This window comes from Mesorhizobium sp. M4A.F.Ca.ET.020.02.1.1, assembly GCF_004022645.1.
Lineage (GTDB): Bacteria > Pseudomonadota > Alphaproteobacteria > Rhizobiales > Rhizobiaceae > Mesorhizobium.
This window is the reverse complement of record NZ_RZOI01001100.1, coordinates 1-1345: the sequence shown is the minus strand read 5'-3', so window position 1 is coordinate 1345 and position 1345 is coordinate 1. Positions and strand designations below refer to the sequence as shown.

General features: G+C 69.9%; 1 protein-coding gene. It reads left to right on the top strand.

Going from position 1 to position 1345, the window contains the following annotated elements:
• On the top strand, positions 1-1345 hold a 1345-nt coding region (gene mutL / locus EN742_RS35160; protein ID WP_148670537.1), incomplete at both ends, for a DNA mismatch repair endonuclease MutL.

The window sequence follows — 1345 nt, the reverse complement described above, 5'->3', positions numbered from 1 at the left end:
TCACTCGGCTTCCGCGGCGAGGCGCTGCACTCGATCGGCTCGGTGGCGCGGCTGTCGATCCGCTCGCGCACGGCCGCAGGCGACAGCGCCGCAGAGATCGGCATCGATGGCGGTCGCGTCTCGGCGGTGAAGCCGGCGGCGGCCAACCGCGGCACCACGGTCGAGGTGCGCGACCTGTTCTTCGCCACGCCCGCACGGCTCAAATTCATGAAGGGCGAGCGGGCCGAAAGCTCGGCGACCAGTGATGTGGTGAAGCGCATCGCCATCGCCTTCCCCGGCGTGCGCTTCACGCTTGCCGGCACCGACCGCTCGACGCTGGAATTGCCCGCGACCGGCGACGATCCGGAGGGCCGGCTGCAACGCGTGGCGCAAGTGATGGGCGCCGACTTTCCCGACAATGCCATCCCCATCGATGCCACGCGCGATGGCGTGCATCTTGCCGGCCACGTCTCGATTCCATCCTTCACGCGGGCGAACGCGCTGCAGCAATATGCCTATGTCAACGGCCGGCCGGTGCGCGACAAGCTGATCGCCGGCGCAATCCGCGGCGCCTTCGCCGATGTTCTGCCGCGCGACCGCCATGCGGTGACCGTGCTGTTCCTTTCGCTCGATCCGGCGACCGTGGACGTCAATGTCCATCCGGCCAAGGCCGATGTGCGTTTTCGCGATCCGGGCCTGGTGCGTGGGCTGATCGTTGGCGCCATCCGCGAGGCGCTGGCCGGAGCCGGCATCCGCGCCGCGACGACGGGAGCCGCCGGCATGATGGCGGCGTTCCGGCCCGGCAGCGCGCCCTACGCGCATCCGGGCCCGGCCAACGGTCACCGCAGCTACGAAGCGGCCTACCGCGCGTCGGGTTTCGCCGGCTTCGAGCATTCGCCGCAGCGGCCGCTCGACATGGGATATGGCGACGCCCAGCAGCAAAGGGCCGGCTTCGGCGAAAACGACCAGGCTGCGTTCGAGACCGGGCCGCTTCACAGCGCCGACGCGCGCGCCAGCCAGGACGAGCCGGCCGTGACGTTGCTCGGCACGGCGCTGGGCGCGGCGCGGGCGCAGGTACACGAGAACTATATCGTCGCCCAGACCAGGGATTCGCTGGTCATCGTCGACCAGCACGCCGCGCATGAGCGGCTGGTCTACGAGGCCCTGAAGAACGCGCTGCACTCGCGTGCGGTGCCCTCGCAGATGCTTTTGCTGCCGGAGATCGTCGACTTGGCCGAAGAAGACGCCGAGCGGCTGGCCATGCATTCCGAGACGCTGGCCAGATTCGGCCTCGGCCTCGAGCGCTTCGGCCCGGGCGCGGTGGCGGTGCGCGAGACGCCGTCGATGCTCGGCGAAACCAATGTGC